Below are 26,106 nucleotides of genomic sequence, written 5' to 3'. Positions count from 1 at the left end.
CCTTCAGCCAAGGACCAAACGCCCAAGTCCACGCAGCGTCTTGCCGTTCCAATAGCGCAACGGTAATTCACGCAACAGCTCTCGCGCCAGGACTTTATCCTGGTTGGCGCATTTCAGAAACATCGAATTGATATAGCGAGCGCAGGCCCGCTCGTAGGCAGGATGTTCCTTGAACAACCCGTAGGTTTTGAGCACATTATCAATCATGAACCGCCGGTTCTTATAAGTATTGGCTCCATGAACACGATATTTAGCCAACACATCTCTCAGCACATCAATGTAGTAACCGGCGTGAGTTATTTTCAGCTCGACCTGTAGATCCTCAAGCATGATATCGGGATCGAAACCCCCTATCTGCTCCAGTGCTTCGCGCCGGAACAGCAACGTCGGCGCCGGAGGGCAATCCTTTTTCGAAACGAACAGGTCTTCGAAATTCAGGCGCCGGAACGGCCGCTCGCGATTGCGCTTTTCCAAAGTCTTGCCCGCACCATCAATCTGTTCGATATTGCCAGCGCAGATGCCAACCTCAGGCTTGTTCTGCATATAGGCGACCTGAGTGGCAATACGCTCCGGCAGCATCACATCATCCGAGCCGAGCGGCGCGAACAGGCTTCCTCGCGCCCTGGAGATACAATCGTTCAGTGTCCGAGCCAGCCCCTGATTGGCTTGGACACGGAAGTCAAAACCATATTGTTGCTGCAACTGGCGGATGCGCCTGACACTATCGTCCTTCGAACCATCATCGACCACCAGCAATTCAATATACGGGTAGCTCTGGCCCAGCACGCTGAGAATGCTCTCCTCGATATAAGGAGCATGGTTATATGAGGCGATGATTACCGTTACCAGCGGCTGTGCACTCATACCCGCCTCGTCTCTTGCAAAGCTTCTTCGAGCAAATTTCGATAACTACGCCTAAACCCGTCTATGCCGTAGGCATGACATAAATAAGCATAGACCCGCTCCCCTTCCGCCGCACGCTGTTCAGCAGTCAAGTCCATGACCTCCCTCATCCGTTGCGCCAAGGCCACAGAATCACCAACCGGAAAAGTACGTCCTCCGCAATTTTTGACGACGGATTTCAGACTATCTATATCCGAAGAAATTACCGGCAAGTGACCACTCATACCTTCCAGTAGAGCTAACGGCAATCCTTCACTTAATGAAGGCATAACAAAAACATCGAAGGCTCGCACGTATTGCAGAGCATTCTCTTTCGCACCGAGCAAGTGGACCCGGTTCGATAAGCCGCATTGAGAGATAGCCGATGCTAGCTCGCCATGCAAACGTCCACCTCCGATAATAGCGAACTGAGCTTCCGGATATTCGTCCTTAAGCAAAGCAAACGCTTCAATTAAATGAATATGCCCTTTGACCGGAACCAACCTACCAATCGCTCCAAACAAAAAGATATTTGATGGCATACCCAGCAGCTCGCGAGCCCGTTGACGACTGTACTGGCTGCGCTCAGCAAGGACAATGTCAATTGCATTATTAATCAACCGAGTATTATCTTCATTAAAACCAGCATTACAACCAAGCAAATAATCTGTAACTGACCGAGACACACCCACAACACGCCAGTTTGAACGCAAGAGTTTACGGGATTGCCAACGCCTATAAGCTCGATCAAAATCACCAACACCATGCAAGACGCCGACACAAAGAGAAATGGATAAGAAAATATTTAACAACATCAACATACTCATCGACTTGAAACGATGAGCTATTACCACATCATACTTTCCTTGCCGAATAAATTTGTACAGTTGCAAGAGTGCGCGAAGGCGCAGGCCTTTCAATTCTTCCTGACTACAGCCAAGACAAATTGAGTTCTCTTGATGCCCTCGGAGAAATACCGAATCCACCTCATAAACTTCTCTAGGCAAGGCGTTACTGATCTCTTCAGCAACTGCTGCAGTACTCGCATCAGGGTAGTTCTGCAGTTGAAGAACCCTTATCTTCTTTATCAAAATCAAACCTTCATCACGAAAAAACGACTAATAAATTAAATCAACACCAATCCAGCCATGCTAGAAAATCAACGACTCAATAGCCGCATAAAGCCATCATCAAGCAGAGCCAAGGTATTCCATGCGAAAAAACACCCCTAACGATGCGAGCATTCCGACAGTAGCAGGCGTCACTATATCAAATGCCCCGACGGTTGCAGGGACCTGAGTGCAACAACACCTGATCTTTCCGGCACGGTGCCCACATATCTTATTCCGAACTCAGCACTGAAGAGCCATCATCATTCATCGGTCACACCAAAGCTCCAGCCCGCCTAAGATTACCTGTTTGATTACCCGATCCCACCCAACAGCCAGGAATTGCGTTGCAATCGAGATATCTGTGGCGGCGACTCACCCGCGCAACCCAGCAACAGATGTAGGTCCGCCGGCAAGCTTGTCCCAAGCGCAAAACTCCCGCCATGAGCGCTTGCCTCCGAGCAGATTACCGGCACAAGCTGCACAGCATGGACACACCCAGCCTGCGAGATGCCTACGCCTGCCCCGAGACACCTACAACACGATCTATGCCCTGCCGGTCGGCGAGCCGCACAAGGAGTTGATCATCTGTTGTCTGCGCCAAGGTAAGACGGTGCTCGAGCGGCGTGGATCGTTGTGGTTCGGTTCCCGAGATGAACAGCATTCACGTGCACCCACCGGAGATAGAAGACCGCCTGACACTTAGCCATCGGAAATGGCAACCTGATCAAGGGCACGGATCTGTCGGCACACGGGGCCCTGCAACCGAATATGTTCTGCGTAAGCGCTTCGATTTCAAGCGCCCCATCGGAGCTGATGAACGAGGAACTGGTAACGTAGCATAATACTCCAACCACAATTCAATAACCGTGCTGCATTCACCCCCCCTGCAACCACCCACTATCACGAGCGTGAGGAGGCGGGTGATGCTACAATGGCGCGCCTAAACTCCCCACCTGCAGCGTCTTCCTTCATGTCAGTCAAGCTACTACATATCGCTTCCTTCATCGGGAATGTCGGCGACAACGCCAGCCATATGGGACTGGAAAACATACTGTCTGGGATCGGCCTCCAAAACCCAGTTATCGAAAGACTGGAAATAAGAAAATTCTACAAGAATTATCAACTTCCCGACAAACTCACCTTCGATGAGAGCTTCGCACATCATGCAAACTCTTTTGATGGTATCGTAATCGGCGGTGGCGGGTTCCTCGATTATTGGGTTCCCGACAGCAGCACCGGCACGACTCTGGATATGGAGCCTAAGGTGTTGGGCAAGATAAAACGTCCACTAATCATCAGCAGTGTTGGCGCACTACCGCATCAAACGATCCCCGAGGGGAACATCACCCGCTTCAGAAATTTTCTCGACGCCGCACTCGGCCAAAAAAATGTTTCGATTGCATTACGCAACGACGGCTCCCACGAAAACATAAAGAACAAATTTGGAGCGCAATATTCCGAAGCAATGCATCTGATCTTGGACAATGCCTTCTTTTACATGCCCTCCCTCCGGGAGCGCCTGATAGAGCAGGACTACGTAGCTATAAACCTTGCCCCTGATCAACTCGGCATGCTCAGCTACATGCGGGGTACCGTGGATCAGGATGACTTCTACCGACAAATCCAGCGAGTCATAGAGTACTGCATTGGAGCGCTCGGCCTGCATATAGTACTGATCCCCCACATACAAGCCGACCTGAAGGCCATTGTTCGCCTCCTCGGCTCACTGGAAAGCTTCACCGCACGCTCGATGGTCAGCGTAGCACCCTGCGTACAGGGAAACGCGGGCGCGGAGCTACTGTTCTCTATTTATCGCAGCAGCCGCTTCGTCTTGGCTAGCCGTTTCCATGCCAACGTGTGCAGCGCCGCTATGCTGAAACCCACTGTCGGCATTGCCGTGCTGGATAGAGTGGGTTTCATGTATGACTCCCTCGACATGGAGAATGCTTATGTGTTGCCTGGCGAAAACCTTGCCGACGAACTGATTCGGAAGCTTTCCGAACATGCCCGATCGCATGACTCGCAGCATGCCCCGAGCAAAGCGTTGCTTCGATTGAAAGCACGCAGCCAATCATTTTACGAAGAAAAACTTGCCTCGATACTGTGAACTTCACCCGAGGAGGAGAGAGCGACATGAGCGAATTTTCCATACAGAGCCGCAAAATCGGACCGGATCATCCACCACTGGTCGTCGCGGAAATAGGCATCAATCACGAAGGCAGCCTCGACACCGCCAAGGCGATGGTAGACGCGGCACAACGTGCCGGGGTGGAGGTTGTGAAACATCAGACTCACATCGTCGAAGATGAAATGTCTGCCGCAGCAAAGCGGGTAATTCCGGGCAATGCCGATGTTTCCATCTACGAAATCATGGCGCGCTGCAGTCTGAACGAAGAGCAAGAAAGAGAGTTGCAGTGCTACGTCGAAGCCAAAGGCATGATCTTCATCAGTACGCCCTTCTCGCGCGCCGCCGCCGATCGCCTAATGCGCATGGATGTACCGGCCTTCAAGATCGGCTCAGGCGAATGCAACAACTACCCCCTATTGAGGCATATCGCCGCATTTGGCAAGCCGATCATCCTGAGCACTGGAATGAACGACATCCCGAGCATTGCTAAGGCGGTTCAGATTTTCGAGGAACGCCAGGTTCCGTATGCCCTGTTGCATACAACGAACCTCTACCCCACACCGCCAGAACTGGTTCGGCTCGGCGCACTCCAGCAATTGCAGGCGGCATTCCCCAATGTGATCACCGGTCTATCGGATCATACGACCTCCAATCACGCCTGCTTCGCTGCGGTCGCACTGGGTGCCTCGATCCTCGAACGACACTTCACCGACAGCATGGATCGCCCCGGGCCAGATATCGTCAATTCGATGGACGAACACACTACGAAAGAGCTCATTGAAGGTACAAAACTCATCTGGACGATGAGAGGAGGCGCGAAGCAAGCAACGCAGGAAGAGCAAGTAACCATCGATTTTGCTTTCGCCAGCGTGGTGAGCACACGGTTCATCCGGGAAGGCGAAGCCTTCACCGCAGACAACCTATGGGTAAAACGCCCGGGTACGGGTGAGATCCTTGCTGAACACTACGAGAGTCTCTTCGGAAAGATTGCAACGCGAGACATCGACGCAGATGAACAAATTTCTTGGTCGGACATTCGTCATGAAGAAAAGAATTCTGTTCCTGACAGGAACGCGCGCTGACTTTGGAAAGATGAAATCCCTGATCGCTTGCGTCAGGGACTCGGATGCATTCGAGTACGGAATATTCGTCACTGGGATGCACATGATGTCGCGTTATGGACTCACCGCGAACGAGATCGAGAAGTCCGGTTTTGGCAACACCTTCATGTATATGAACCAGAGTGAAGGCGACAACATGGACACTATTTTAGCCAACACGATAATCGGCCTTGGCCGTTACTTGGACGAGTACCACTATGACTTGATCATCGTACACGGTGACCGTGTTGAAGCCTTGGCAGGTGCTACGACCGGAGCCCTGCGCAATATCCGAGTAGCGCATATAGAGGGTGGAGAAGTTTCCGGCACCATTGACGAACTACTGCGACATGCTGTCACGAAGATGTCGCACATCCATTTCGTGGCCAGCGATACGGCGAGAAAGCGACTCATACAACTCGGCGAGCTCCCCGAAAACATATTCATGATCGGCTCGCCGGACATCGACGTGATGCTCTCCGATCAATTGCCCACTCTCGCCGAAGCTCAGAAACGCTACGAGATTAGTTTCGACAACTATGCGATCGCCATACTCCATCCCGTGACGACCGAGCAGGATCGGCAGGCGGAAAATGCTCGTATTTTCGTCGACTCACTCATCGAGAGCGGTCACAACTATGTGGTCATCTACCCCAACAACGACCATGGCTCCCAAGCGATTTTCGAAACCTACAAGTCACTACAGGGCAATCCACGCTTTCGGATCTTCCCCTCCATCCGCTTCGAGCATTTTCTCGCCCTGTTGAAGCACGCCGACTTCCTGATCGGAAACTCCAGCGCTGGCATACATGAAGCCCCCGTCTATGCCGTACCGACGGTGAACATCGGAATACGCCAACATAACCGCATTACCCACGACAGCGTCCACAATACGGAATTCGACAAAGACTGCATCCTCGCCACCATCGGCAGATGTTTGAGCAGCAAGCCCGCACCGCCACTGTATCACTACGGCAAAGGTGGCAGCGCCCAGAAGTTTCTCGACGCGCTACTCGGCAACACGCTGATGACACCGACCCAGAAGCACTTCAAAGACGTGCCCTTCGACCATGATTAAGAAGAAAAAAGTTCTTGCACTCATAACCGCTCGCGCTGGTTCTAAAGGCATTCCCGGAAAAAACATAAAGCCACTGGCTGGACGCCCCCTCATTGCCTGGACCATCGCAGCCGCCAGACAATCACGCTACGTGGACCGCTTGATAGTATCTTCGGACAGTGCGGACATTATCCGCATCGCCGTAGAACGCGGCTGCGAGGCACCTTTCGTTCGCCCTGCTCCCCTTGCCCAAGACGAATCCTTAAGTATAGACGTCATAGAGCATGCGATTGCCAGCCTGGATGAACAGTTCGACTATCTTCTCCTCCTGCAACCAACGTCGCCATTCCGAACGACGGACGACATAGACCATTTTCTCGACTACTGCATCGAGAACGACGCCAACATTGCCGTATCCGTCAGTAAGCTGAAGAAGCACCCGATGTACATGTACCACATCGACAATGATCGCTTGGTGCCTTTCCTCGACAACAGAAACGTACAACTTCGCCGACAGGACATGCCTCCGGCCTATGAGCATAACGGTGCCCTGTATTTCGCCAAGATCGACCGCCTGCTGCAGGAACGGAGCTTTAATACAGCCGGAACGATGCCCTACATCACCGAGGGCATCATCAATCTGGATATAGACACTCCCGAAGACTGGGACTATGCAGAACTGATTGCACGTAAAATGAGCATCTCCCCATGAGTGGTTCTGTCGCCGTCTACCTAGTCAAGACTGAACTGGAAGCGCTGGCCTCGGAAATCATTGCTGGGCGATTCGAAGCACAAAGCCACAACTTGCTGGCCTATAGCGGGAAGCAAGAGCCATTTCTCATCAATCCCGGAGTCTTCGACACTCGTCTGGCATTCTCTTTCCCTCCTAAACGGGGCGCTTTCTCGGAACGGCGCACCATATGCCAAAATATTGAAGCGCTTGAAAGAGAGTTGCGTAAGCTTAATGCAGCGCCCAGCGCTATCCGAGTTCATCTACCACGTCTATCGACGTCAAAGAGCAATTATGCAATTAACTATCTAAGGAAAAGGTTTCCCCAGAGCCTGATAAGCGTCTGTCTTATTCCCCACGGATTAGTTAGCATAGAGCTTATCCCACTCGATACATCGCGAAAGATAAAGCTTCTGAAAAAGAAGTTGCACCCCGTCAATCTCTTTTTCCCGATGCTGGACTATTACATTCCAACAGGCGATCTCATTGGCGGCACGGATGACATTGTCCAGAGCATTTATACCTTCCCAAGCATCTCCGTACCCTTTACTTCAGAGAAGGTAATAGAGCTCTCGGGTCTGAAGAGCTACATTCAAAATACGCCAAAGGCTCGTACCGGACGATCGGCCATGATCATTGGCCAACCCCTACTAAAAAATGGATCCATCAGCGAGTCCGTACATGTCCAAATCCGGGATCAAATGCGAAACTGGCTGACCAGTAATAACTTCGAGAATATCTATTACAGCAAGCACCCCCGCTCAGGAGACTTCTTGGACTTCTTCGTAGATGAGTACCAGCTGATCGAACAAAAAGGTCCTGTTGAGATAGTGCTCTGCGAGCTCCAGCCAGTAGTAGTCATTTCCTGCTATAGCACCGCACTGGCCACAGCCAAGATTCTTTTCGCCGATGATATCCGCTCTATATCTTTTGGTCTCTCACTTACCCAATCTAGCAAGAGAGAGTCTCTGGCAAGATACTTCCAGAGCATTGGTGTGGAACTGCACTGACGATACTGGCACCGAAGCGATGCGTTCGCTGCCAGCATCGAAAGAAACGGTAGGCCGCTACTTCACGACGAGAATGTCTTCCATGATCAAATACTGCAAATCCGAGCCATAGAACATGTTCAGCGCATCGGTCGGCGAGCAGATCATGGGTTCACCACGGCGGTTGAGCGAGGTGTTCAGCGACACGCCGTTGCCGGTGAGCTTCTCCAGCTCGACCATCAGGTCGTACCAGCGCGGGTTATGCCGACGCTCGAGGACTTGGGCGCGGGAGGTGCCGTCTTCGTGGACGACTTCGCCGACGCGCTCCTTCCAGCCTTCGTTGACCTCGAAGGTGAAGGTCATGAACGGGCTCGGATGGTCGACCTTGAGCATCTGCGGGGCGACGGTGTCGAGCATCGACGGGCAGAAAGGCCTCCAGCGTTCGCGGAACTTAATCTGCTCGTTGATCCGGTCGGCGACGCCGGGAATGCTCGGGCAGCCGATGATGGAGCGGCCGCCGAGCGCGCGCGGACCGAATTCCATGCGGCCCTGGAACCAGGCGACCGGGTTGCCGTCGACCATGATTTTCGCGATGCGCTCGGGGACGTTTTCGATCTTCTGCCAAACCGGTTTGCTCGGGTGGCGCGCACAGGCGGCGATGACGTCCTCGTTGCTGAAGGCCGGCCCGAGATAGACGTGCTCCATCTTCTCCACCGGCACGCCGCGTTGCACCGAAACGTAGGCCGCTGCGCCGACGGCGGTGCCGGCATCGCCGGAGGCCGGCTGGACGAACAGCTCCTTGACCTCATCGCGGGCGATGATCTTCTGGTTGAGCTTGACGTTCAGCGCGCAGCCACCGGCGAAGGCGATCTTGCCGGTCTCGCGGATGATGTCGCCCAGGTAGTAGTCCATCATCTGCAGCGCCAGCTTCTCGAACAGCGCCTGCATGGCCGCGGCGTAGTGGATATAGGGGTCGTCGGCGATGTCGCCTTCGCGCTTGGGGCCCAGCCATTCGATCAGCTTGGGCGAAAAGTAGTAGCCCTTGCCCTTTTCCTTGTAGCGACGGAAGCCGATGACGTTGGCGTAGTCGGTGTTGATGGTCAGTTCGCCGTTCTCGAAGGTGGCCAGACGCGAGAAATCGTACTTGGCGGCGTCGCCGTATGGCGCCATGCCCATGACCTTGAACTCGCCGTCGAGCATCTCGAAGCCGAGGTATTCGGTGATCGCGCCGTACAGCCCGCCCAGCGAATCCGGATCGTAGAATTCCTTGATCTTGTGGATCTTGCCGTTTTCGCCCCAGCCGAAGAAGGTGGTGGCGTACTCACCCTTGCCGTCGATGCCGAGAATGGCGGTCTTCTCGGTGAAGCCGGAGCAGTGGTAGGCGCTGGAGGCATGGGCCAGATGGTGCTCGACCGGCTGCAGCTTGACCTTCTTCAGGTCGAAACCCAGTTGCTGCAGGCACCACTCGATGCGCTTCTTGTAGCGATAGTAGCGGCGGTTGCCCATGAGGATGGCGTCGAGCGCGCGATCCGGCGCGTACCAGTAGCGCTTGGCATAGTGCCAGCGCGCCTTCTCGAAGATGCTGATCGGCGCGAAGGGTATCGCCACCACGTCGACGTCGGACGGCTTGATACCGGCCTGCTCCAGGCAGAACTTGGCCGACTCGTAGGGCATGCGGTTCTTGGCATGCTTGTCACGCACGAAACGCTCTTCTTCGACGGCAGCGATCAGCTTGCCGTCGATGTACAGGGCGGCGGAAGGATCATGACTGAGGGCGCCGGAAAGGCCGAGAATCGTCAATGCCACGGGTAATGCCTCTTGAAAGCAGCTACAAGCTTCAAGCTACAAGCTTCAAGCAACAGCGGTTATTGTTCCTGCCCCGTGGGGCTTTACTTGCAGCTTGAAGCTTGCCGCTTGAAGCTGCTTTTGGGTATTCGTTCATCCAGCAGCCGATATAACGCCGAATCGGTTGGCCAGTTGCGCAGAAAGCGCGCGCGATCCTTGGCGTAGGCCCGGGCAAAGCCGGCATCGCTGGTGTGCTGCTGTGCCGCATCCAGGTCGATCAATATCCAGCGGCCCCGCTCCCAGAACAGATTGGTGCCTTTCATATCGCCGTGACTGATGCGCTCACGCAGCAACGCTTCGAACAGTTGATCCAGCGCCGACAGCTCGGGCTCGGGCGGTGAACCGGAGAGATACGACTGAAAACGGGTAATTATATCCTCGCCCGCGGTGTATTCGGTAATCAGATAGCTGCGTCGGCGCAGGCCGAGCCAACGTAACTCCAGCATCGCCAGGGGCCGGGGCGTGGCGATACCGAGGAACTCCAGGCGATTGCCTTCGACCCAGCTGTGCCAGGCGCGACTCGGCCGCCAGCAGCGCCGAAGCCAGTGCCCCAGCCCTTTGATGTTGTAGCGTTTGATGACCAGTTGCCGACCGGACTGCTCGACCAGGGCCACGGTGGCGCTGCCGCCCAGCTTCAGGGCACGGCCCGCCTCGACAGCCGCATCCGGCGCGGCCAGCAGTTCGCACAGCGCCGGCTCGTCCTCGCGCCGAACCACGCGCAGTTCACCGAGACGGCGGCTGACACTGAACAGCGAGCAGTCGCGCCCGAGCTTGCCCAGGTAGTCGCGCAGTCGCCAACGCCGGACCGCGGTTATTTCCCGCAGCAACGCTTCCAGCGGCAGCGCATGCTCACCATTGACCAGAAGATACTGTACGAGCAGTTCCTCAATATGGGGCCCGAGGCTGGCGGGCAACTGGGCGAAGAATACGCCGAGGTTTTCCAGCACCCTGTCGCGCGTGAGCGGCTTGCCCGGGGTCTGCGTCTGCACACCGCCGCCATCGATGAGGTACAGCTGCCCGTCATGGCGCAGCAGATTGTCCAGATGAAGGTCGCTCTGCCAGAGCCCCCGGGCATGCAGTCGGGCGATCGCGCCCAGCGCCTCGCCCAGCACGCTCTGCTGCGCATCGGACAGCATCGGCTGCCATTCCACGTCGCGCCAGGCCTGCTCCAGGCTTTGCGCGCCAGCAAGATAATCAAACAGCAGCCAACCACCCTGACCCGCAGCGAAACCCTCGGCAATCAGCGCAGGCGTGGTCATCCCCTGCTCGGCCAGCAGCCGTGCGCCGCGCCGCTCGCGGTCGTAATGGCGCTCGGCCTTGCTCCCGACCAGCAGCTTCGCCAGTACCTCGCGACCCTGCCATTCGGCTTTGCCCACATAGCGCTGCCCTGGCAGCACACGCAACCATTGGCGCAGCGTCAGCTCACCGGCGGGTAGCGTCACGGTCAACGGCAATTCCGGCGAGCGCCCGGCACGGGCGAGTTCCATCAGGTTCATGCCCGTGCCACCTTGCTCTGCCGACGACCCGCTATTTTTTCCAGCCAGGAATCGATATTCGAGTCACTGGCGTCTCGATCGAGATAGGCTTCGATCAATTGCCGCGTCTCGTCCTCGCTCCAGCCCCCTGCGCGGCGAGTCAGCGCCTCCAGGTCCACGATTCGATCAGCACGACCGAACAGCAGCGGGCGAGTCTTTTCGAGGTCGATGAGGCATGCCTCGAACCGCTCGCCATCCCGGCGGAGAAAAATATGTTTGGGATAGAAACAGCCATGGCGCTGCCCGGCCTGATGAAGGGTCCGTGCAAGTCGTGCACAGGCGCGCAACAACTGGTCGCGTGTCGCCGCCTCCAGCTCACCCCAGCCGCTCAGCCAACTGTGCAGGTCCCGCCAGTCATCCAGCGCGCGGGTGAGCAGAATGGCTCGGCGTTCGCCATCGACACGGCGTTCGCCGAAGAACGCCGCCTGCAGCGCCGGGATGCCCAGACGCTGGTAGCGCCGGATATTGCGGAACTCGCAGGCGAACGTCGGTTCGCCAAAAGGGCGGCGCAAGGTATGGGTCAGGTAATTGCTCTGCCGCTTCAGGTAATAGGCCGCCTCGCCCAGGTCCAGGCGAAATACGCTGCTCCAGCCGCCCCGCCCGGTATTCGGCGCATCCACTGCATCGAGCTGCAGCGCCCAGAGCGCATCGAAGCTGTCCAAGCCATGCGCCTGCAGAATGCCCCTGTCGGCCGCTGAAAAATGATCGCTCATTCGCGTCCCTCGAAATACCTGAGCACTTGGTCGATGACGGCGCGGTCGGCAGGGACCAGGCGTGGGCGCTGCTGATACTGAAGATAGAAGCGCAGCCGTTGCGTGCGACTCAGGCGCTGCTTGGCCACCTTGTCCAGGCAGGCCAGGTCCTTGACGATGCGACGGCGCAGGAACGGTCCCCACCAGAAGTCCCCCGACGGGCAATCGATCAGAAAAAGCTCGCCAGCGTCGTTGACCAGCAGGTTGCGCCATTTCAGATCATTGTGGGCAAAGCGGTGATCGTGCAGGGTTCGGGTCGCCAGCGCCACCTGCCGGCTGATGCGCTCGACCCAGCATCGGTCGGCCAGTCGCGAGTCGTTGTTCCTCGCCATTGCCGCCATATCGACGGTATTGGGCACTTCCAGCGTGATCAGTGCACCACGCACGAATGCACCCGCACGACGTTCCAGCCCCCACGCCACCAACGGCGCAACGGGTATTCCCCAGCGCTCGAAATGCTTGAGGTTCTGCCACTCGGCCTTGACTCTCGGACGGCCCAGGTAGCGACGCAGCCCCTTTCCTGCAGCCCAGTAACGCTTGACGTAGTAGCGCAACCCACCGCACTCGACCCGGATCACTTCCGACAGCGGGTCCCGCGCAATCGGCTCGCCTTCGAGCGCGAACACCGCGTCCAGGTCGGCAAAGGCCTGGGCGGCGTCGGCGCTTGTCCCCATGACGATTGTCCAGGCGCTCACCCCTGTGCTCCTGGTGCGTATTTGCGTTCGTAGCGAGCCTGCAAGCGTTCGGCCTTGCGCTCGAGCCTGGCGAGCAGGGGCGCCTCTTCACGCAGTATTTCCCGCAGTGGTCGCTGGGAATAATCGCGCAGGAAACGCAACTCGTCGCGGCGGGTCAGGCCGATGCCCAGTGCCGAGAAGTACAGCCCGGCCAGGTCCTTGTTGCGCCAGCGGCGTGGCGTCCGGGCGCGAGTCTGGGCGCGGTGCAGGTCGATCAGCGACAGATGCAGATCGTCGGCCGTCACCGGCCTGTCCGTGTGCAGCAGAAAGTGGCAGATGTAGAAATCGCGGTGATTGACCCCGGCGCGGTGCATGGTACCGGCCATGCGCGCGACTTCGGCGATCAGTGCGCGCTTGAGCGCCGGTTGCGGCGGTTGTTCACGCCAGTTGACCGAGAAGTCCTCGAGGCTGATGGTCGGCGCCAGTTCTTCGGTGATGATGAACGAGTGCTGCGTCGCCGGATTGGCGCCCCGCTCGCCATAGGCCACCGCGGTCATGGTCGGCACGCCGGCTTCGTGCAGGTGCTGGATGGCGCGCCACTCCTGGCCGGCGCCGAGCACGGGCGCCTTGGCCGTCAGCAGATTCTTGGCGATTTCGGCCCAGCCGATGCCCCGGTGAATCTTGACGAAGTAGCCGCGTCCGTCGACTTCGGTACGCAGCGTGCGGCGGCCCTCCAGTTCGCGGTAGACCTGGCCCTGCAGGCGCTCGACCTCGACGAAGGGGTCCTTGCCCTGCCAGAGGGTCTTGAAGGGTTCGGCGAGAATCAGTTGCATGCGGCCTCTCTGTAGGAGCCAGCGTGCTGGCGATGCTCTTGGGTGACCAGGATCGCCAGCACGCTGGCGCCTACGGTTTCCGTCCGTAGGGCGGGTGCAACCCGCCGGCATGGCGCGGGCATCTGGCACGTCCGGCGGGTTGCAACCCGCCCTACGATGCGCCGCGAGAGCTCGCCTGGCGTAGGTCTCATGCCCGCTCCCCAAGGATCACATCGGCCGCCTTCTGCGGCATGGAGTACAGATCGGCGCTGGCGGCATAGGCCAGCGCGTTGCGGCTCCAGATGGCACGCTGCTCGTCATCGGCGAGCATCTGCGCCAGCAGGCGATCGAAAGCGCCCTGCTCGAAGGGGCTGGGCACCACGCGGCCGCAATCGGCATCGGCGATGTAGTGCGCATAGCCGCAGACCTCGCTGACCAGCACCGGCAGCCCGGCGACCAGCGCCTCCAGCAGCACGGTGCCGGTGTTCTCGTTGTAGGCCGGATGGATCAGCAGGTCGGCGCCCAGCAGGAAACGCGGGATGTCGCTGCGCCCCTTGAGGAATTCCACCTGGGCCGAGACACCCAGCGCCTTGGCCTGCAGCTGGAAGGGCTTGGGATCGTCCTGGCCGATGACGAACAGCCGCACTCGCCTTTTCAATTCGCGGGGCAATGACGCAATACCCTTGAGGCTGCGATCGACGCCCTTGGTCTTGAAGCCGGAGCCGATCTGCACCAGCAGCAGCTCGTCGTGCTGCAGCTCGAATTCCTCGCGAAATTCCGCGCGAATCTCGGCGGCATTGGCCGGCGCCCGGCGATCCTTGGCGATGCCGGGCGGCAGCAGGTGAAAGCGCGCGGCCGGCGTGCCGTAGTGTTTGACGAACAGGGGCTGCTGCACCTCGGAGATCATCAGGATTTCGGTCTTCGCCTCGGGTGCGAACACCGCGCGCTCGTACTCGGCGAAGTGCTTGTAGCGGCCCCAGCGACGATAGATCGGGTTGCGCAGGGTCTGCGCCTTGTCCTCGAAGCAGGGGTCGGCGGCGTAGTAGACGTCCAGCCCCGGCATCTTGTTGAAGCCGATCACGCGGTCGACCGGACGCTTGGCCAGGTCGGCCTCGACCCAGGCGGTGAAGCGCTCGTTGCGGGTGTGGTTGAACAACGCCTTGACCGGCGCGATCAGCACCTCGAAGCCGTCCGGCACCTCGCCTTCCCAGATCATCGCGTAGACGCGGATGGCATGGCCGCGGCGCTGGCACTCGAGGGCGATGCGCATGAAATCGCGCTGCAGTCCGCCGAAGGGGAAGTACTTGTAAAGGACGAAAGCCAGGCGCATCAACCTTCCTCCCGAACGAACAGCGAGGCCGGCAGCGGCCGATGGGCGGTGGCGTCGTTGGGCTTCGCTGCGCTCAGCACCAACCTACCGATGAAGGGCAAGGGCATCAGGTGGACTCCGGGGCCCGCAGCAGGGCTTTCAATTCGGCGACGACGCGCTCGGGGCGCAGGTCGTCGAAACAGGGCTTGTGGCGGTCGCCGCTGCCGGCATTCGGGCCGCTGGCACACAGGTGCACCTGCGAACGACCATAGGCGCCGACCCGCCCGGGCAGGGTCGGACCATAAAGCGAAATGCTCGGCACATCCAGCGCCGCCGCCAGGTGGCCGAGGCCGGTATCCACCGCGACACAGGCGCGCGCGCCGGCAATCACCCGGGCGATGCCGGCGAGATTCAGCTTCGGCAGCACCGCGGCGTTGGCCACGCCGCTGGCGATGCGTTCGGCCCGCGCCTTCTCCTCGGCATTGCCCCAGGGCAGGCGGATCGCCCAGCCGAAGTCGCTCATGCGCTCGGCCAGTTCGCGCCAGTAGGCTTCCGGCCAGTGCTTGCTCGGCCAGGTGGTGCCATGCAGGAACAACAGGTAAGGCTGGTCGCCGGGAGCGGCCATCTGCGCGCGACTCAAGCCATAGTCAGCGAAGCCGTCCGGCAGCGGATAGCCGAGGGCCTGAGCGAACAGTTGGCGCACCCGCTCCAGCGCGTGCTGGTCGCGTGGCACGGCATAGCGACGATCGTAAAAGCGCGCCGCCAGCGGCTCGCGCGCCGAGTCGCGGTCGAACCCGGCAACCGGCGCCTTGACGTAGCGGGTCAGCCAGGCGCTCTTGAGCAGCCCCTGGGCATCGATCACCAGGTCGTACCGGCCTTCGCGCAGGCGTGCCTTGAAGCGCTGCCATTCGCCGGAGCGCAGGGTCGCGAAGGGATGCTTGCGCCAGCGGCGGATCGCCACCGGAATCACCTGGGCCACCGCCGGATGCCAGGCGGGAATCTCGGCGAAGCCCTCCTCCACCACCCAGTCGAAGCGGATGCCGGGAATCGCCCGCTGCGCATCGGTCAACGCCGGCAGGGTATGCACGACGTCGCCCAACGAAGACGTCTTGACCAGCAGGACCTTCAATCAGCGTACCTCGACCGGCTGCGGGACCAGGCGATCCAGCGCCTCGATCACCGCCTGCGGCTGCAGTTCGCGCATGCAGTTGTTGTGGCCGAAGCGACAGGTGCGCTCGAAACAGGGGCTGCAATCGAGCCCCAGGCGCACCACTTCCACCTGCTCGGACAGCGGCGGGGTGAACGCCGGCGAGGTGGAGCCGTACACCGACACCAACGGCCGGCCGAGCGCGGCGGACACGTGCATCAGCCCGGAATCGTTGGACACCACTGCCTCGGCGCAAGAGAGCAGGTCGATCGCCTCGGCCAGGCTGGTTTCGCCCGCCAGGTTCAGCGCCTCCTCGCGCAGCCCCGGGATCAGCCGCTCGCGGATGTCCTCGCCGACCGCATGGTCGTTCTTCGAGCCGAACAGCCAGACCTGCCAGCCCTCGCGAATCTTCGTCTCGGCGACGCTGGCGAAATGTTCCGCCGGCCAGCGCTTGGACTCGCCGAACTCGGCGCCGGGACAGAGCGCCAGCACCGGCCGGTCCAGGCTCAGGCCGAAACGCGCCAGGGCTGCATTGCGCGTCTGGGCATCGATGCGCAGCGACGGATTCGGATAAGGCCTGGGCAGCTCGGCGCCCGGCTCGAAGGCCAGCGCCATGAAACGCTCGATCATCAGCGGGTAGCGCTGCTTGTCGAGCTTGCGCATGTCGTTGAGCAGGCCGAAACGCATCTCGCCGCGCCAGCCGGTGCGCTTGGGAATGCCGGCGAAGAACGGCACCAGCGCCGATTTCAGCGAGTTGGGCAGCAGGATCGCCTGGTCATACTGGCCGCGCAGGCTCTGCGCGACCTTGCGCCGGGTCGCCATGTCGAGCACGCCGTGGCCGAGCGGAAAACTCAGGGCCTGCCGCACCTCGGGCATGCGTTCGAGGATCGGCCGGCTCCATTCGGGCGCCAGCACGTCGATCTGGCAGCCGGGATGGCGCTGTTTCAGGCAGACGAACAGCGTCTGCGCCATCACCATGTCGCCGACCCAGCTGGGTCCGATGATCAATATGTTCATAAGCACGACATCGGTAGGTTGGGTTGAGCGCAGCGAAGCCCAACGGAGGCGACGCAGCGGCATCGGGTATCGCTCGTTGGGCTTCGACGCTGCGCGTCTCAACCCAACCTACTACGGTTATTTGACCAAGGTCCGCCATTCGGCGTGGGTGTCGGTCTTGCCGCTGACCAGGTCGAAATAGGCCTTCTGCAGCCTCTCGGTGATCGGCCCGCGGCGGCCGATGCCGATGGCGCGGCCGTCCACTTCGCGGATCGGCGTGACTTCGGCGGCGGTGCCGGTGAAGAAGGCCTCGTCGGCGATGTAGACCTCGTCGCGGGTGATGCGCTTCTCGACCACCTTCAGGCCCAGCTCGCCGGCCAGGGTCAGCACCGTGCCGCGGGTGATGCCGTTCAGGCAGGCGGTGACTTCCGGGGTGTAGATCACGCTGTCCTTGATGATGAAGATGTTCTCGCCCGAGCCTTCGGCGACGTAGCCTTCCGGGTCCAGCATCAGCGCTTCGTCGGCGCCGCCGGAGATGGCTTCCTGCAGGGCCAGCATCGAGTTGATGTAGGCACCGTTGGACTTGGCGCGGGTCATGGTGATGTTGACGTGGTGGCGAGTGAAGGAGCTGGTGCGCACCTTGATGCCCAGTTCCAGTGCCTCGTCGCCCATGTAGGCGCCCCAGTGCCAGGCGGCGACGATCACGTGCACCTTCAGGCCGGCGGCGCGCAGACCCATGCCTTCGCTTCCGTAGAACACCATGGGGCGGATGTAGGCGCTTTCCAGCTCGTTCTCGCGCACCGCGGCACGAGTCGCCTCGTTGATCTCGTCCTTCGAGTACGGGATCTGCATGTTCATGATATGAGCGGAATCGAACAGGCGGTCGGTGTGCGCCTGCAGGCGGAAGATCGCCGTGCCGGCCGGGGTGTTGTAGGCGCGCACGCCTTCGAACACACCCATCCCGTAATGCAGGGTGTGGGTCAGCACATGGGTGGTCGCATCGCGCCACTGCACCAGTTCGCCGTCATACCAGATCACGCCATCACGATCGGCCATCGACATCGTTTGCCAGCTCCTCAGAATTCGATATTGCTCGTAGCCCGACGAGGGCTCAGCTCAGCCCCAATTCGCGCCAGATGCGCATGACTGCGCGGCGCTCGTCGTGGAATTGATCCCCACTCACCACTCCGGGCTGCTTCTGCAGTGATTGCCGGTGGGCTGCCGTGCGGTAGGCCTTGTAGGCGTCCTGCAGCAGCCGGACCTCATCGCCGGTCATCAACCCGGCCTGCTCCAGCCCATCGAGAATGCGGATGTTATCGGTATAGCGCAGCAGTTCGGGATGCTGGTGCGACCACGCCAAAGCGGCGTATTGCACCATAAATTCGATATCCACGATACCACCGGCGTCCTGCTTGAGATTGAACTCGACGGCAGCCTCGAAGGCATGCGCGGCGGTGCCGGCCAGGGTCGCGCGGGTGCCGAGGTTGTCGCGCATCTTCGCGCGCATCTCGCTGACTTCGCGGCGCAGCACCTGCAGGTCGCGTTCGCGGCCCAGCACGCTGGCCCGTACCCGCTCGAAATCCGCCGCCAGGCGCGGGCAGCCGACCAGCACCCGGGCGCGCACCAGCGCCTGGTGCTCCCAGGTCCAGGCCTCCTGGCCCTGATAGCGCTCGAAGGCGCCGAGCGAGCTGACCAGCAGGCCGGCCGCGCCGGACGGTCGCAGGCGCATATCCACTTCGTAGAGCTGGCCCGAGGTGGTCTGGGTGGTCAGCAGGTGGATGATGCGCTGGCCCAGGCGAGTGAAGAACTGCGCCGTGTCGATGGGCTTGGCGCCGTTGGTTTCGCCAGCCGGATCGCCGTCGTGGATGAACACCAGGTCCAGGTCCGAGCCATGCCCCAGCTCGATGCCGCCGACCTTGCCGTAGCCGACGATGACGAAGGCCGGATCGCACAGCGAGCCGTCGCTGCGCTGCGGCTGGCCGTGACGCGCCACGCTATGGCGCCAGGCCAGGGTGAAGACTTCCTGCAGGATCGCCTCGGCGAGCCAGGTCAGATAATCGCTGACCTTCATCAGCGGCAGTGTGCCGGTGATCTCCGAGGCGGCCACGCGCAGGCGGTGCGCCAGCTTGAAATGGCGCAGCGCTTCCATCTGCTGTTCCAGATCGTCCTCGGGTATGCGCATCAGCCGCTCGCGCAGCTCGGCGGCCAGCTCCGGCGCCTGCGGCGGACTGTACAGGCGGCCGGCATTGAGCAGTTCGTCGAGCAACAGCGGGAAACGCGCGATCTGCTCGGCGATCCACGGGCTGGCGGCACAGAGTTCCAGCAGCCGCTGCAGGGCGCCGGGATTTTCGCTCAGCAGCACCAGATAGGCCGAGCGCCGGGCGACCGCCTCGATCAGCGGCAGCACGCGTTCGAGCACCAGGTCCGGATCGTCCTGCTCGACGATCTGCGCCAGCAGGCGCGGAATGAACGCGTCCAGCCGCTCGCGGCCGAGGCGCTGCATGGTGCGTACCTGGCTGGCGTTGCGCAGCGCGGCCAGGCGCTGGCAGGCGCCCTGGCCGTCGCGAAAGCCCGCCTCGGCCAGTTGCCGGCAGGCGAATTCCTCGTCCCAGTCCTGCTCCCACAGCGGCAGCCATTCGCCGCCCGCCAGGGTCTCGCCCTCGACGCTCTCGTCCTCGTCCGGGTCGGCGATGACCTGGCGGAAATGCCAGTCGATCCGCCCGCGCCAGTGCAGCAGCCGCTCGTGAAACGCCGGCCAGCCGTCGAAGCCGAGCATGAAGGCGACCCGCGCGCAATCCACCTCGCTCTCCGGCAGCATCTGCGTCTGCCGGTCGGCGATGGCCTGCAGCGCATGCTCGGTGTAACGGAGGAACTCGTAGCCCTCGCGCAGTTCCGCGACCGCGGCGGGCGGCAGATAACCCTGCCCTTCCAGCGTCGCCAGCACGCCGAGCAGCGGCCGCTGTTGCAGGCTGAGGTCGCGCCCGCCGTGGATCAGCTGGAACGCCTGGGCGATGAACTCCACTTCGCGGATGCCGCCGGCGCCGAGCTTGATGTTGGCGGCCATGCCCTTGCGCCGGACTTCCTGCTGGATCAGCTGCTTCATGCTGCGCAGCGCCTCGATGGCGGAGAAATCCAGGTAACGCCGATAGACGAAGGGCCGCAGCATCTGCAGCAATTCCTTGCCGGCCTGCTGGTCGCCGCCGATGACCCGCGCCTTGATCATCGCGTAGCGTTCCCAGTCGCGGCCCTGGTCCTGGTAGTACTGCTCCAGCGCATTGAAGCTGTAGACCAGCGGGCCGGACGAGCCATACGGCCGCAGGCGCATGTCCACGCGGAACACGAAGCCGTCGACGGTGATCGCATCCAGCGCCTTGATCAGCCGCTGCCCGAGCCGGACGAAGAACTCCTGATTGTCCAGCGAGCGCTTGGCCCCGACGGTTTCGCCGCCTTCCGGATAGCCGAAGATCAGGTCGATGTCCGAGGACAGGTTCAGCTCGTGGGCGCCCAGCTTGCCCATGCCGAGGATGACCATGTGCTGCGCGGCGCCGCTGCGCCGTCCGGTGGGCACGCCGAACTGCTCGCAATGGCGAGAGTAGAGCCAGTGATAGGCCAGGTCGACGCAGGCATCGGCGAGATCGGAAAGGTCGCGGCAGGTCTCGGCCAGGTCGGCCTGGCGGGTCAGGTCGCGCCAGATGATGCGCACCTGCTGGCGATTGCGAAAGCGTCGCAAGGTCAGCGCCAGTGCCTCCTCGCCGTCGCACGCGGCGATCAGGCCGGCCAGCGCCGTGCGCATTTCACCGGTTTGCAGCGGCCGCTCCAGCCAGCCCTGCTCGCCCAACTGCAGCAACATCGGCGAATCTCGGCTAACCTGTTCGCTGACGAAATCGCTGGCCGCGCAAACCCGGGCGAACGCCTCGCGATGACCCTCCAGCCAGGCGCGGCAACGCGCCGCGTCGGCGTCCGGCAGGCTGCCGGCGGCAGCGAGGAACGACTCTTCGGCACGACTGACAAAAGGCAGGAGCGAGGGAGGCAATGCAACCAGCGTTGGCAGACTCATTGAAGGTTTCCTTTCACGGCAGCGAATACAGTGACACCGCGCGATTCAGAGCCCCGCCCGTGCCGTTTGAAACGCACGACGACGCCGCTGACCTGTAGTTTTACTACTAAAGAGTATTTCGGGGGGCTGATCCCGACGTCGTTTTGTAGTAAAACTACAGACGTCCGGTCCTACCTCCGGCACTCATCCAAGAACATTTCACGCGCCGCCCACAAAGCCGGCAGCGAAGCAGGCGACCGATTCTGGAAGCCTTTGCGCCATGGAGCAAGCCATGCAAGATCTCGATCCCGTCGAAACCCAGGAATGGCTGGACGCCCTCGAGTCAGTCATTGACCGCGAGGGCGAAGACCGCGCCCACTATCTGATGACCCGGCTGGGGGAGCTGGCCACCCGCAGCGGTACGCCGCTGCCCTACGGCATCACCACCCCCTACCGCAACACCATTCCCGTCACCCGCGAAGCGAAGATGCCCGGCGACCTGTTCATGGAGCGGCGCATCCGTTCCCTGGTCCGCTGGAACGCGCTGGCGATGGTGATGCGTGCGAACCTCAAGGATCCGGATCTGGGTGGACACATCTCCACCTTCGCTTCCAGCGCGACGCTCTACGACATCGGCTTCAATTACTTCTTCCAGGCGCCCACCGAGGAACACGGCGGCGACCTGATCTACTATCAGGGTCACGCTTCGCCGGGCATCTACGCCCGTGCCTTCCTCGAAGGGCGCCTGAGCGAGGAGCAGATGCTCAACTTCCGTCAGGAAGTCGATGGCCAGGGCCTGTCGAGCTACCCGCACCCGCATCTGATGCCGGACTTCTGGCAGTTCCCGACCGTTTCCATGGGCCTGGGTCCGATCACCGCGATCTACCAGGCGCGCTTCATGAAGTACCTGGAAAACCGCGGTTTCATTCCGAAGGGCAAGCAGCGCGTCTGGTGCTTCATCGGTGACGGCGAGTGCGATGAGCCGGAAACCCTGGGCGCCATCTCCCTGGCCGGTCGTGAAAACCTCGACAACCTGGTGTTCGTCATCAACTGCAACCTGCAGCGCCTGGACGGCCCGGTGCGCGGCAACAGCAAGATCATCCAGGAACTGGAAGGCGTGTTCAAAGGCGCCAACTGGAACGTCAACAAGGTCGTCTGGGGCCGCCTGTGGGATCCACTGTTCGCCGCCGACGAAGACGGCCGCATGCAGCGCCGGATGGACGAGGCGATCGACGGCGAGTACCAGAACTACAAGGCCAAGGACGGCGCCTATGTGCGCAAGCACTTCTTCGGTGCCGATCCCGAGCTGCTCAAGCGCGTCGAGAGCATGTCCGACGAGGAAGTCTGGAAGCTCAACCGCGGCGGCCACGACCCCTACAAGGTCTATGCGGCCTACCATCAGGCGGTCAACCACAAGGGCCAGCCGACGGTCATCCTGGCCAAGACCATCAAGGGCTACGGCACCGGTGCCGGTGAGGCGAAGAACATCGCCCACAACACCAAGAAGGTCGATATCGACAGCCTGAAGAAATTCCGCGACCGCTTCGACATCCCGGTCAACGATTCGCAGCTCGAAGAGCTGCCCTTCTACCGTCCGGCCGAAGACAGCGCCGAAATGCGCTACCTGCGCAAGTGTCGCGAAAAGCTCGGCGGTTCGCTGCCGCAGCGCCGGCCGAAGAGCTTCAGCATCCCGACGCCGCCGCTGGACACGCTCAAGGCCGTGCTCGACGGCTCCGGTGACCGCGAGATTTCCACCACCATGGCCTTTGGCCGGATTCTCTCGCAACTGGTCAAGGACAAGGATCTGGGCAAGCGCATCGTGCCGATCCTCGCCGACGAGGCGCGCACCTTCGGCATGGAAGGCATGTTCCGCCAGCTGGGTATCTACTCCCCGGTGGGGCAACTGTACGAGCCGGTCGACCGCGACCAGGTGATGTACTACCGCGAAGAAAAGGACGGCCAGATCCTCCAGGAAGGCCTCAACGAGGCCGGCGCCTTCTCCTCGTTCATCGCCGCCGGTACCGCCTACAGCAACTACAACCAGCCGATGCTGCCGGTCTACATCTTCTATTCGATGTTCGGCTTCCAGCGTATCGGTGACCTGGCCTGGGCAGCCGGTGATGCCCAGACCCGCGGCTTCCTGCTGGGCGGCACCTCCGGACGCACCACGCTCAACGGTGAAGGCCTGCAGCACGAGGACGGCCACAGCCATATCCTGGCCAGCACCATTCCCAACTGCCGCAGCTACGACCCCACCTACGGCTACGAGCTGGCGGTGATCGTGCATCACGGCATGCACGAGATGATGGAGCTGCAGAAGAGCGTCTACTACTACATCACCGTGATGAACGAGAACTACCAGCAGCCGGCCATGCCGCAGGGTGTCGAGGACGGCATCATCAAGGGCATGTACCTGCTCGAAGAAGCCAAGGGCGACTTCAAGCACCGCGTTCAGCTGCTGGGATCGGGCACCATCCTGCGCGAAGTGCGCGCTGCCGTGGACATCCTCGCCAAGATGGGCGTCGGTGCCGACGTCTGGAGCGTCACCAGCTTCAACGAGCTGCGCCGTGACGGCCTGGCCGTGGATCGCTGGAACCGCCTGCACCCGACCGAAGAGCCGCGCAAGAGCTACGTCCAGCAGTGCCTGGAAGGTCGCGACGGCCCGGTAGTGGCCTCGACCGATTACATGAAGCTGTTCGCCGATCAGATTCGCCAGTGGGTTCCTTCGCGCGAATACCAGGTACTGGGTACCGACGGCTTCGGCCGCAGCGACTCGCGTGCCAAGCTGCGTGACTTCTTCGAAGTCGATCGTCGCTGGGTGGCCGTCGCCGCGCTGCAGGCACTCGCCGATCGCGGCGCCATCGAACGCAAGGTCGTGGCCGAGGCCATCACCGAGTTCGGTATCGACCCCGAGAAGCGCAATCCGCTGGATTGCTGATGCTGCGTGCGCACAGGAGAACCTATTGTGAGTGAAACCATACGCGTACCCGACATCGGCAGCGGTGAGGGTGAAGTGATCGAGTTGTTCGTCAAGGTCGGCGACCGTATCGAAGCCGACCAGAGCATCCTGACGCTCGAGTCCGACAAGGCCAGCATGGAAATCCCGGCGCCCAAGGCAGGCGTCGTGAAAGCCTTGAAGGTCAAGCTGGGCGATCGCCTGAAGGAAGGCGACGAACTGCTCGAACTCGACGTCGCGGACGGCGAGCAGGCAGCGGCGAGCGACGCGGGCCAGGCTGCCGCCGAACCTGCCGGGGCCGCTTCGGGCGGCCCCGCCGACGAAACCGAGGCCCCGACCCCGCCCGGCGACCAGGATGCCTCCGCCTCGGCCGGCGAAGGCGAAGCGCAGGAAGTCCGCGTGCCGGATATCGGCTCGGCGGGCAAGGCCAACGTCATCGAGGTGTCCGTCAAGCCGGGCGATACCATCGCGGCCGAACAGTCGCTGATCACCCTCGAGTCCGACAAGGCCAGCATGGAAATCCCTTCGCCGGCCGCCGGCGTGGTGGAAAGCCTGTCGGTCAAGGTCGGTGACGAAGTGGGCACCGGCGACCTGATCCTGGTCCTCAAGGGTGCCACGGCTCCCAAGGCCGCCAAATCGCAGGCTCCGGCCCAGGCCGCTGCTGCTCCGGCGGCGAAGCAAGATCAGCACGAGACGCCCGCGGCCGAACCGGCCGGCGACAGCGTCGAAGAGGTCAAGGTGCCGGACATCGGCTCGTCCGGCAGCGCCAACGTCATCGAAGTGATGGTCAAGGCTGGCGACCGGGTCGAGGCGGATCAGTCGCTGATCACCCTCGAATCCGACAAGGCCAGCATGGAGATCCCGGCGCCCAAGGCCGGCGTGGTCGAATCCGTGTCGATGAAGGTGGGCGATCAGGCCAAGACCGGCGATCTGATCCTGACCCTCAAGGTGGCCGGCGCGGCACCGGCGAAGCAGCCCGCCCAGGCCAAGCCGGCCGAGGCGGTCTCGCAGCAGCAGGCCGTGGCGCCCAACAAACAGGGCGTACCCGAGGCCAAGGCCGGCACGACCGCAGCGCCGGCGGTCAGTGGACCGAGCAAGGCCGGCGCCAAGGTCCACGCTGGCCCCGCGGTGCGCATGACCGCGCGCGAGTTCGGTGTCGATCTGGCCGAGGTCACCGCGACCGGACCGCGCGGCCGCATTCTCAAGGAAGACGTGCAGGCCTACGTCAAGACCATGATGAACAAGGCCAGGCAGGCTCCGGCCGAGGGTGCGGCTGGCGGCGCCGGCATTCCGCCGATCCCGGCGGTGGACTTCAGCAAGTTCGGCGAAGTCGAGGAAGTCGCCATGTCGCGCCTGATGCAGATCGGCGCGGCGAACCTGCACCGCAGCTGGCTGAACGTGCCGCACGTGACGCAGTTCGAATCGGCCGACATCACCGAGCTGGAAGCCTTCCGCGTGGCGCAGAAGGCGGTCGCCGAGAAAGCCGGCGTCAAGCTCACCGTGCTACCGCTGCTGCTCAAGGCCTGCGCCCATCTGCTCAAGGAGCTGCCGGACTTCAACAGTTCGCTGGCGCCGAGCGGCAAGGCGCTGATCCGCAAGAAATACGTGCACGTCGGCTTCGCCGTGGACACCCCGGACGGCCTGATGGTCCCGGTCATTCGCGACGTGGACAAGAAGAGCCTGCTGCAACTGGCCGGCGAGGCCGCGGAGCTGGCGGAAAAGGCGCGCAGCAAGAAGCTCTCGCCGGACGCCATGCAGGGCGCCTGCTTCACCATTTCCAGCCTCGGTCATATTGGCGGCACCGGCTTCACGCCGATCGTCAACGCGCCGGAAGTGGCGATACTCGGCGTATCCAAGGCCAGCATGCAGCCGGTATGGGACGGCAAGGCCTTCCAGCCGCGCCTGATGCTGCCGCTGTCGCTGTCCTACGATCACCGCGTGATCAACGGCGCGGCGGCGGCGCGCTTCACCAAGCGCCTGTCGGAGCTGCTGGCGGACATTCGCACGCTGCTGCTGTGATCGTCTGAGCCGGACAGGAACGCCGCA

At 61.3% G+C, this 26,106-nt stretch carries 19 protein-coding genes and 1 pseudogene; 8 read left to right on the top strand and 12 right to left on the bottom strand.

Translation table 11 applies throughout. The annotated features are described in order from the left end of the window. Window positions 1-3 precede the first annotated feature (3 nt). Both IN820_RS22165 and IN820_RS22160 read right to left on the bottom strand, forming a co-directional pair. Entirely contained in the window at window positions 4-864 is an 861-nt protein-coding gene (locus IN820_RS22165; protein ID WP_193683042.1) for a glycosyltransferase, read from the bottom strand. After that, the gene (locus IN820_RS22160; RefSeq protein ID WP_080977938.1) at window positions 861-1,973 is read right to left on the bottom strand and encodes a glycosyltransferase; all 1,113 of its coding nucleotides are present in this window, start codon (window positions 1,971-1,973) and stop codon (window positions 861-863) included. Before IN820_RS22160 ends, IN820_RS22165 begins: the two co-directional genes overlap by 4 nt. A gap of 277 nt (window positions 1,974-2,250) precedes the next feature. Between IN820_RS22160 and IN820_RS22155 the strand changes: the two are divergent. From IN820_RS22155 to IN820_RS22130, 6 genes and pseudogenes are all read left to right on the top strand, one after another. Further along, window positions 2,251-2,743: pseudogene (locus IN820_RS22155) on the top strand (IS30 family transposase); the annotation flags it as partial. A gap of 221 nt (window positions 2,744-2,964) precedes the next feature. Continuing rightward, complete coding sequence (locus tag IN820_RS22150) at window positions 2,965-4,101, top strand: polysaccharide pyruvyl transferase family protein (RefSeq protein WP_160312632.1); 1,137 nt, start codon at window positions 2,965-2,967, stop codon at window positions 4,099-4,101. A gap of 26 nt (window positions 4,102-4,127) precedes the next feature. Then, window positions 4,128-5,204 (top strand): N-acetylneuraminate synthase family protein, encoded by a 1,077-nt coding sequence (locus tag IN820_RS22145; protein WP_049325430.1) that lies wholly within the window; start codon window positions 4,128-4,130, stop codon window positions 5,202-5,204. Further along, window positions 5,164-6,300 carry a UDP-N-acetylglucosamine 2-epimerase gene (gene neuC / locus IN820_RS22140; protein ID WP_049325431.1) on the top strand — a complete coding sequence of 379 codons (1,137 nt, stop codon included), beginning with the start codon at window positions 5,164-5,166 and terminating at the stop codon, window positions 6,298-6,300. Before IN820_RS22145 ends, neuC begins: the two co-directional genes overlap by 41 nt. Further along, window positions 6,293-6,991: an acylneuraminate cytidylyltransferase family protein gene (locus IN820_RS22135; protein ID WP_049325432.1), complete on the top strand. Its 699-nt coding sequence runs from the start codon at window positions 6,293-6,295 to the stop codon at window positions 6,989-6,991. The genes neuC and IN820_RS22135 overlap by 8 nt, the downstream gene beginning before the upstream one ends. Continuing rightward, window positions 6,988-8,019: a polysialyltransferase family glycosyltransferase gene (locus IN820_RS22130; RefSeq protein WP_049325433.1), complete on the top strand. Its 1,032-nt coding sequence runs from the start codon at window positions 6,988-6,990 to the stop codon at window positions 8,017-8,019. The genes IN820_RS22135 and IN820_RS22130 overlap by 4 nt, the downstream gene beginning before the upstream one ends. Before the next feature lie 57 nt (window positions 8,020-8,076). Here IN820_RS22130 and IN820_RS22125 read toward each other — a convergent pair whose 3' ends face one another. The 10 genes from IN820_RS22125 to glnE form a co-directional block, all read right to left on the bottom strand. Continuing rightward, window positions 8,077-9,804 (bottom strand): carbamoyltransferase family protein, encoded by a 1,728-nt coding sequence (locus IN820_RS22125; RefSeq protein WP_193683041.1) that lies wholly within the window; start codon window positions 9,802-9,804, stop codon window positions 8,077-8,079. Window positions 9,805-9,887: 83 nt separating this feature from the next. Next, window positions 9,888-11,339, bottom strand: a complete 1,452-nt coding sequence (locus tag IN820_RS22120; protein ID WP_049325436.1) for a lipopolysaccharide kinase InaA family protein — start codon at window positions 11,337-11,339, stop codon at window positions 9,888-9,890. Then, window positions 11,336-12,091, bottom strand: coding sequence for a lipopolysaccharide kinase InaA family protein (locus IN820_RS22115; RefSeq protein WP_193683040.1), 756 nt, complete (start codon window positions 12,089-12,091; stop codon window positions 11,336-11,338). Before IN820_RS22115 ends, IN820_RS22120 begins: the two co-directional genes overlap by 4 nt. Further along, window positions 12,088-12,825, bottom strand: coding sequence for a lipopolysaccharide kinase InaA family protein (locus IN820_RS22110; protein WP_041755818.1), 738 nt, complete (start codon window positions 12,823-12,825; stop codon window positions 12,088-12,090). The genes IN820_RS22115 and IN820_RS22110 overlap by 4 nt, the downstream gene beginning before the upstream one ends. Then, entirely contained in the window at window positions 12,822-13,637 is an 816-nt protein-coding gene (gene rfaP / locus IN820_RS22105; RefSeq protein WP_193683039.1) for a lipopolysaccharide core heptose(I) kinase RfaP, read from the bottom strand. The genes IN820_RS22110 and rfaP overlap by 4 nt, the downstream gene beginning before the upstream one ends. 187 nt (window positions 13,638-13,824) lie before the next feature. Next, the gene (locus tag IN820_RS22100) at window positions 13,825-14,946 is read right to left on the bottom strand and encodes a glycosyltransferase family 4 protein (RefSeq protein WP_193683038.1); all 1,122 of its coding nucleotides are present in this window, start codon (window positions 14,944-14,946) and stop codon (window positions 13,825-13,827) included. 106 nt (window positions 14,947-15,052) lie between these two features. Continuing rightward, window positions 15,053-16,054, bottom strand: coding sequence for a lipopolysaccharide heptosyltransferase I (gene waaC / locus IN820_RS22095; RefSeq protein WP_193683037.1), 1,002 nt, complete (start codon window positions 16,052-16,054; stop codon window positions 15,053-15,055). Then, entirely contained in the window at window positions 16,055-17,089 is a 1,035-nt protein-coding gene (waaF, locus tag IN820_RS22090) for a lipopolysaccharide heptosyltransferase II (protein ID WP_193683036.1), read from the bottom strand. A gap of 117 nt (window positions 17,090-17,206) precedes the next feature. Beyond that, entirely contained in the window at window positions 17,207-18,130 is a 924-nt protein-coding gene (gene ilvE, locus IN820_RS22085) for a branched-chain-amino-acid transaminase (RefSeq protein WP_193683035.1), read from the bottom strand. A 49-nt stretch (window positions 18,131-18,179) separates the two neighbouring features. Continuing rightward, on the bottom strand, window positions 18,180-21,125 hold the full coding sequence (gene glnE, locus IN820_RS22080; protein ID WP_193683034.1) for a bifunctional [glutamate--ammonia ligase]-adenylyl-L-tyrosine phosphorylase/[glutamate--ammonia-ligase] adenylyltransferase: 2,946 nt from the start codon (window positions 21,123-21,125) through the stop codon (window positions 18,180-18,182). A 271-nt stretch (window positions 21,126-21,396) separates the two neighbouring features. On the opposite strand from glnE, the gene aceE reads away from it, so the two are divergent. Further along, window positions 21,397-24,042, top strand: coding sequence for a pyruvate dehydrogenase (acetyl-transferring), homodimeric type (gene aceE, locus IN820_RS22075; protein ID WP_049325443.1), 2,646 nt, complete (start codon window positions 21,397-21,399; stop codon window positions 24,040-24,042). Between the two features lie 27 nt (window positions 24,043-24,069). Beyond that, complete coding sequence (gene aceF, locus IN820_RS22070; protein ID WP_193683033.1) at window positions 24,070-26,079, top strand: dihydrolipoyllysine-residue acetyltransferase; 2,010 nt, start codon at window positions 24,070-24,072, stop codon at window positions 26,077-26,079. Window positions 26,080-26,106: the final 27 nt, after the last annotated feature.

It is taken from the genome of Pseudomonas lopnurensis (genome assembly GCF_015070855.1).
GTDB classification, from domain to species: Bacteria; Pseudomonadota; Gammaproteobacteria; order Pseudomonadales; family Pseudomonadaceae; genus Stutzerimonas; species Stutzerimonas lopnurensis.
Note: the sequence above shows the minus strand (reverse complement) of the source record. Positions and strands in the feature narration are given on the sequence as shown.